This is a genomic window from Paraliobacillus quinghaiensis (assembly GCF_003426025.1).
GTDB classification, from domain to species: Bacteria; Bacillota; Bacilli; order Bacillales; family Amphibacillaceae; genus Paraliobacillus_A; species Paraliobacillus_A quinghaiensis.
Genome location: NZ_QJSH01000014.1, coordinates 69,358 through 76,604 on the forward strand (window position 1 = coordinate 69,358; position 7,247 = coordinate 76,604).

Consider the following 7,247-nt stretch of genomic DNA (forward strand, 5'->3'; position numbering starts at 1 on the left):
CCAAAAAATTAGATAGAAAAACCGAAATGAGATAAAATTAACATCGGTATTTGTGAAAAATCATAAAGTATAAACCTCTATAAATACTGAAAACAGTTGACTTTATCACAAAAAACGTGCTATTTTAACTATCGTGAATAGAGATTAAAAACCCAATTAAACAAATAGATGAAGGAGCATTATACCGATGTAGGAATCCCTTAGCACGCCATTTTATAAAGTGAATTAAATTTTAATAGCAAGTTGTTCAAAAGCTTGGAATCCGTTTTAGCCGTTTGAACAATGTACTAGTTAGGAAGGGATTTTATAATGACAATTCAAGAAGAAGTAAATAAACGAAAAACATTTGCGATTATTTCGCACCCGGATGCTGGTAAAACAACCCTAACAGAAAAATTACTTTTATCTGGTAACTTAATACGTTCAGCAGGTACGGTAAAAGGTAAAAAATCAGGTAAATTTGCAACATCAGATTGGATGGAAATTGAGAAACAGCGTGGTATTTCAGTTACATCTAGTGTGATGAATTTTCCATATAAAGATTACAAAGTAAATATATTAGATACACCAGGACACGAAGATTTTAGTGAAGACACTTATCGTACATTAACTGCAGTAGATAGTGTTGTGATGATTATTGATGCAACAAAGGGTATTGAAGCACAAACAATTAAACTGTTTAAAGTATGTAAAATGCGCGGTATCCCAATCTTCACCTTTATTAATAAGATGGATCGTGAAGGAAGAGAGCCATTAGCATTATTAGAACAAATTGAAGAAGTGTTAGAGATTGAAACATTTCCAATGAACTGGCCAGTAGGAATGGGAAAACAGTTCATGGGGATTTTTGATCGTCAACATGAGCAATTTGTAAAGTACAATGGCAATGAAGAGGAGACAATCATTCCTTATAACGAATTAGATAATCCTGAAAATCAAACTTTAGTAGAGGATGCCACCTATCAGGAAACATTAGGTGAATTGGAATTGCTAGATGAAGCTGGTGATGAATTCTCTCTAGATGCTGTACTTAGTGGTGATCAAACTCCTGTTTTCTTTGGTAGTGCATTAGCACCCTTTGGAGTGCAGACATTCTTTGATACATTTATTGATATGGCCCCAAATCCAAACCCGAGAAAATCGACAGAAGGGTTAGTAAGTCCAGATAAGCCGGACTTTTCAGGATTCATTTTTAAGATCCAAGCAAATATGAATCCTGCACACCGTGACCGTGTTGCATTCCTTCGCGTTTGTTCAGGAAAATTCGAGCGTGGTATGAGTGTTAAACTTGCGCGAACTGGAAAGACAATCAAACTATCACAGACACAACAATTCGTTGCGTCATCACGTGATACAGTGGAAGAAGCATATGCTGGTGATATTATTGGTGTTTATGACCCAAATGCTTATCGTATTGGGGATACATTGATAGAAGGAAAAGACAACTTTGCCTATGATGAATTACCACAGTTCCCACCAGAGCTATTCAAGCGCGTAACAGCGAAAAATGTTATGAAATCAAAGCAATTTAAAAAAGGTTTGGAACAGCTTGTACAAGAAGGTGCGATCCAGTTGTTCACTGGTTACCCAATGGAAACCTACATTATTGGTGCTGTTGGAGAATTACAGTACCAAGTATTTGAACATCGGATGAAACATGAGTATAATGTTGAAGTAGTGTTGGAATCAATTGGCGAACGTATTCCTCGTTGGCTAAATCTAGAAAAAGTCGATACTACAATGTTTGATGAACGAAACATGTTAGTGAAAGATCGCGAAGGAACATTTTTAGTTCTATTTAAAAATGACTTTGCCTTACGCTGGTTCCGAGATAAACATAAGGATGTTGAATTAATTGATCTGTTTGAAGTTAATCAATATGATCAATCCTATTAATAATAATGAACATTGATAAAAGCTTGGGGCAGACGCCTCAAGCTTTTTATAAAATTGTTTATGTGTAATTTAACATAGACTGCGCACTAAGCAGGATGCGAATTGTTGGTTAATTCAACAAATGCCGGAATAATTCGACGTTCGCCGAATTATTTTTGATTTCGCCGAATAAATGCTCAATATCGCCGGATTATCGGCTAATATTAAGCTGGATTTATTTAAAAAAGAATGTTTGTTCGTGTTTTGGTTTGATTTGTAGTATAATGTGGTAATATAGATAAAGTGATGAAAAGAACGGAGGGTGCATTGTGGAACAAAGGTTTGATTTAGTATCTAAGTATCAGCCTCAAGGAGACCAGCCAACAGCAATTAAAGAATTAGTTGCTGGAATTGAATCTGGCAAACGAGCGCAAACGTTACTTGGAGCAACAGGAACTGGTAAAACTTTTACCATGTCTAATGTTATTACAGAAGTTAATAAACCAACATTAGTTATTGCACATAATAAAACATTAGCAGGACAATTATATAGTGAATTTAAAGAATTTTTCCCTAATAATGCAGTAGAATATTTTGTTAGTTATTATGACTATTATCAACCAGAAGCATATGTCCCTTCTACTGATACATTTATTGAAAAAGATGCAAGTATTAATGATGAAATTGATAAATTACGCCACTCAGCAACCTCATCTTTATTTGAGCGAAACGATGTTTTAATTGTTGCGAGTGTATCTTGTATATATGGTTTAGGTTCGCCAGAAGAATATCGTAGTCAAGTCCTATCAATTCGAACCGGCATGGAAAAGGATCGGGATGCATTACTACGTGATTTGGTTGATATTCAATATGCACGTAATGATATAGATTTCCAACGTGGTACTTTTCGGGTACGTGGTGATTCAGTTGAAATAATCCCTGCTTCCCGTGAAGAACATTGTATTCGTGTGGAATTTTTTGGTGATGAGGTTGATCGCATTCGTGAGGTAGATGCTTTAACTGGTGAGATAATTGGCGACCGTGAACATATTGCTATTTTCCCAGCATCTCACTTTGTTACAGGTGAGGAGAAATTGAAAATTGCGATGCAAAATATTGAAAAAGAGTTGGAAGAACAGCTGACGTTTTTCCGTGAAAATAATAAATTGTTAGAAGCACAGAGAATTGAGCAACGTACGCGTTACGATTTAGAAATGATGGCAGAAATGGGTTTTTGTTCGGGGATTGAAAATTACTCGCGTCATCTGACATTGCGTGAAGCAGGTTCTACACCTTATACATTAATTGATTACTTCCCAGACGATTTTATGATTGTTATTGATGAATCACATGTAACGCTACCACAGGTTCGAGGTATGTTTAATGGTGACCAAGCAAGAAAGCAAGTACTAGTTGATCATGGCTTTCGATTACCATCGGCGATGGATAACCGGCCATTAACTTTTGCTGAATTTGAACAAAAAGCGAATCAAATGGTGTTTGTTTCTGCTACACCAGGTCCATATGAATTAGAACATACACCAAAAATGACGGAACAAATTATTCGACCTACTGGCTTATTAGATCCTCCAGTAGAAGTTAGACCAATTGATGGACAGATAGATGATTTAATTGGTGAAATTAATAAACGAATGGAACGAGATGAACGGGTTTTAATTACAACATTAACGAAAAAAATGTCTGAGGATTTAACGGATTATCTGAAAGAAATTGGTATGAAAGTAGCCTACCTCCATTCTGAAATTAAAACCTTAGAACGAATTGAAGTAATTCGTGATTTACGAGTAGGAAAATACGATGTCCTTGTTGGGATTAACTTATTACGTGAAGGGATAGACCTTCCTGAAGTGTCGCTAGTTGCAATTCTTGATGCAGATAAGGAAGGGTTCTTGCGTTCTGAAAGATCTTTAATCCAAACAATGGGACGAGCTGCACGTAATGAAAATGGCCGTGTTATTATGTACGCAGATCGAATAACAGATTCGATGCGGAAAGCGATTGATGAAACAGAGCGACGTCGTGAGAAACAACAAGCGTATAATGAAAAACATGGAATTATACCAACAACAATTAAAAAAGAAGTGCGAGACGTTATTCGAGCAACAGTGGCAGCAGAAGATACAGCCGAATATAAAGATGACATGCCAAAATACAGTAAGATGACGAAAAAAGAAAAAGACAAGCTGATAGAGCAAATGGAAAAAGAGATGAAGCAAGCGGCTCGTGACTTAAACTTTGAAAAAGCTGCCGAATTGCGCGACCTAGTATTACAATTGAAAGCGGAAGGGTGACAATCAATGGCTAAAAAATCTATAACAGTTCAAGGTGCACGTGCGCATAACTTAAAAAATATAAATATTGATATTCCCAAAGAGAAATTGGTTGTCCTTACTGGATTGTCCGGTTCAGGTAAATCATCATTGGCCTTTGATACGATTTATGCCGAAGGTCAACGCCGCTACGTGGAGTCACTATCCGCTTATGCACGTCAGTTCTTAGGGCAAATGGATAAGCCTGATGTTGATGCAATTGAAGGGCTTTCTCCAGCAATATCTATTGACCAAAAAACAACAAGCCGAAATCCACGGTCAACGGTTGGTACAGTAACAGAAATATATGATTATATGCGTCTGCTTTTTGCACGAATAGGACATCCTGTTTGTCCAAAGCATGGAGTGGAAATTTCCTCACAAACTGTACAACAAATGGTTGATCGCATTTTAGATTACCCAGAGCGAACGAAGTTACAAATCCTTGCACCAGTTATATCAGGTCGTAAAGGTGAACACGTTAAAGTCCTAGAAAAGTTGAAACAAGAAGGATATGTTCGTCTCCGAGTTGATGGAGAAATGCGTGAAGTAAGTGAAGAAATTACTTTAGAGAAAAATAAAAAACACTCCATTGAAGTAGTCGTTGATCGAATTGTGGTTAAAGACGGTATTTCAGGTCGATTAACAGATTCTTTAGAAACAGCTCTTCGTTTAGGTGAAGGTAAAGTAATGGTAGATGTAATTGGTGAAGAAGAATTGTTATTTAGTGAACATCATGCATGCCCAATCTGTGGCTTTTCTATCGGTGAATTAGAACCGCGATTATTCTCGTTTAATAGTCCTTACGGAGCCTGTGAACGTTGTGATGGTTTAGGAACAAAATTAGAGGTTGATGTTGATCTTGTCATTCCAGACAAGGAATTAACATTAAATGAAGGTGCTATCCTTGCTTGGGAGCCAACCAGCTCACAATATTATCCGCAGTTATTAAAAAGTGTTTGTGCTCATTATGGCATTGATATGGATACACCAGTGAAACAACTTCCAACTGAACAATTAGAGAAAATTCTTAATGGCAGTGGAGAGGAAAAAATTCATTTTCATTATGAAAATGAATATGGCATGACACGGGAAAATGAGATCTTTTTTGAAGGAGTACTTAAAAACATAGCTCGACGTTATCGAGAAACGTCATCTGATTTTATTCGGGAGCAGATGGAAAAGTATATGGCACAAAAAGCCTGTCCGAAATGTAAAGGATATCGTTTGAAAACAGAAGCGACTGCTGTATTAATTAACGGAAAGCATATTGGAAAAGTTACCGAATTAGCAGTTACAGAAGCAAATGATTTTATTTCTACATTATCATTGTCAGAAAAAGAGCAACAAATTGCTAAAATGATTGTGAAGGAAATTCAAGATCGTTTAACCTTTTTAACGAATGTTGGATTAGACTACTTAACGTTGTCACGGAAAGCTGGCACGTTATCTGGTGGAGAAGCGCAGCGTATTCGATTAGCAACGCAAATTGGTTCAGCTTTAACTGGTGTTTTATACGTATTGGATGAGCCATCTATTGGATTGCATCAACGTGATAATGACCGCTTAATAGAAACACTTAAACAAATGCGTGATTTAGGCAATACGTTAATTGTTGTCGAACATGATGAAGATACAATGTTAGCTGCAGACTGGTTAATTGACATAGGACCTGGTGCAGGTGAGCATGGTGGTGAAATTGTCGCGAGTGGTACTCCTAAGCAAGTAATGAAATCAAAACAGTCATTGACGGGCCAATATTTAGCAGGGAAAAAATTCATTCCATTACCAGTAAAACGTCGCAAAGCCGATGGACGTTTTATTGAAGTGATTGGTGCAGAGGAAAATAATTTGAAGAAAACAGATGTGAAGATTCCTGTTGGTCTAATGACGACTGTTACAGGTGTTTCTGGTTCTGGGAAAAGTACCATTATCAACGAAATTTTGCATAAAAGCTTAGCAATGACTTTAAATCGAGCAAAACAGAAGCCTGGTAAGCATAAAGCAATTAAAGGTATTGAACACTTAGAAAAAGTGATTGATATAAATCAATCACCAATTGGGAGAACACCACGCTCTAACCCAGCAACATATACTGGTGTATTTGATAATATTCGTGATGTATTTGCTCAAACAAATGAAGCTAAGATACGTGGTTATAAAAAAGGGCGTTTTAGTTTTAATGTTAAAGGTGGCCGTTGTGAAGCGTGCCGTGGTGATGGAATTATTAAAATTGAGATGCATTTCTTACCTGATGTCTATGTTGCTTGTGAGGTTTGCCAAGGGAAACGATATAATCGTGAAACACTTGAAGTAAAATATAAAGGGAAAAACATTTCTGATGTATTGGAGATGACAATTGAAGAAGCAGTAGAATTCTTTGCCAACATTCCGAAAATAAAACGGAAATTGCAAACAGTCTATGATGTTGGTTTAGGTTATATTAAGCTTGGCCAACCGGCAACAACACTTTCTGGTGGTGAGGCGCAGCGAGTGAAATTAGCAAGTGAATTACATCGTCGCTCAGATGGTAAGACATTCTATATTTTAGATGAACCAACAACTGGGTTGCATGCAGATGATATTTATCGTTTATTACAAGTACTGCAACGATTAGTTGAAAATGGCGATACTGTTCTAATAATTGAGCATAACTTAGATGTGATTAAGACAGCTGATCATATTATCGATCTTGGACCAGAAGGTGGGGACCGAGGTGGACAGATCATTGCAACTGGTACTCCAGAAGAGGTTGCAGAAAAACAAGAATCGTACACTGGATACTATTTAAAATCAATCTTGGAAAGAGACAGCCGACGAATGGAAGCTAACATACAAGCAAAAGAAGCATTTGCACAATCTTAATTCTATAAAAAGTTAGAACTGATGAGAAAAAGCTTGGGCGAATTGAGCCCGAGCTTTTTCGGTCGTCAGCAGAATATATCGGTCGTCAGCAGAATATATCGGTCGTCAGCAGAATATATCGGTCGTCAGCAGAATATATCGGTCGTCAGCAGAATATATCGGTCGTCAGCAGAATAT

3 protein-coding genes are annotated in these 7,247 nt (G+C 37.0%); all 3 read left to right on the plus strand.

All coding sequences use genetic code 11. The features are described 5' to 3' along the window. Positions 1-309 precede the first annotated feature (309 nt). Positions 310-1,896: a peptide chain release factor 3 gene (locus tag D2K40_RS10685; RefSeq protein WP_117155771.1), complete on the plus strand. Its 1,587-nt coding sequence runs from the start codon at positions 310-312 to the stop codon at positions 1,894-1,896. Between the two features lie 308 nt (positions 1,897-2,204). Further along, positions 2,205-4,187, plus strand: a complete 1,983-nt coding sequence (gene uvrB, locus D2K40_RS10690; protein ID WP_117155773.1) for an excinuclease ABC subunit UvrB — start codon at positions 2,205-2,207, stop codon at positions 4,185-4,187. A 6-nt stretch (positions 4,188-4,193) separates the two neighbouring features. Next, positions 4,194-7,070 (plus strand): excinuclease ABC subunit UvrA, encoded by a 2,877-nt coding sequence (gene uvrA / locus D2K40_RS10695; RefSeq protein ID WP_117155775.1) that lies wholly within the window; start codon positions 4,194-4,196, stop codon positions 7,068-7,070. Positions 7,071-7,247: the final 177 nt, after the last annotated feature.

Bases quoted from the DNA above. Each gene is read 5' to 3' on its own strand.
- D2K40_RS10685 (WP_117155771.1), top strand. From the start codon at position 310: ATGACAATTCAAGAAGAAGTAAATAAACGAAAAACATTTGCGATTATT.
- uvrA (WP_117155775.1), top strand. From the start codon at position 4,194: ATGGCTAAAAAATCTATAACAGTTCAAGGTGCACGTGCGCATAACTTA.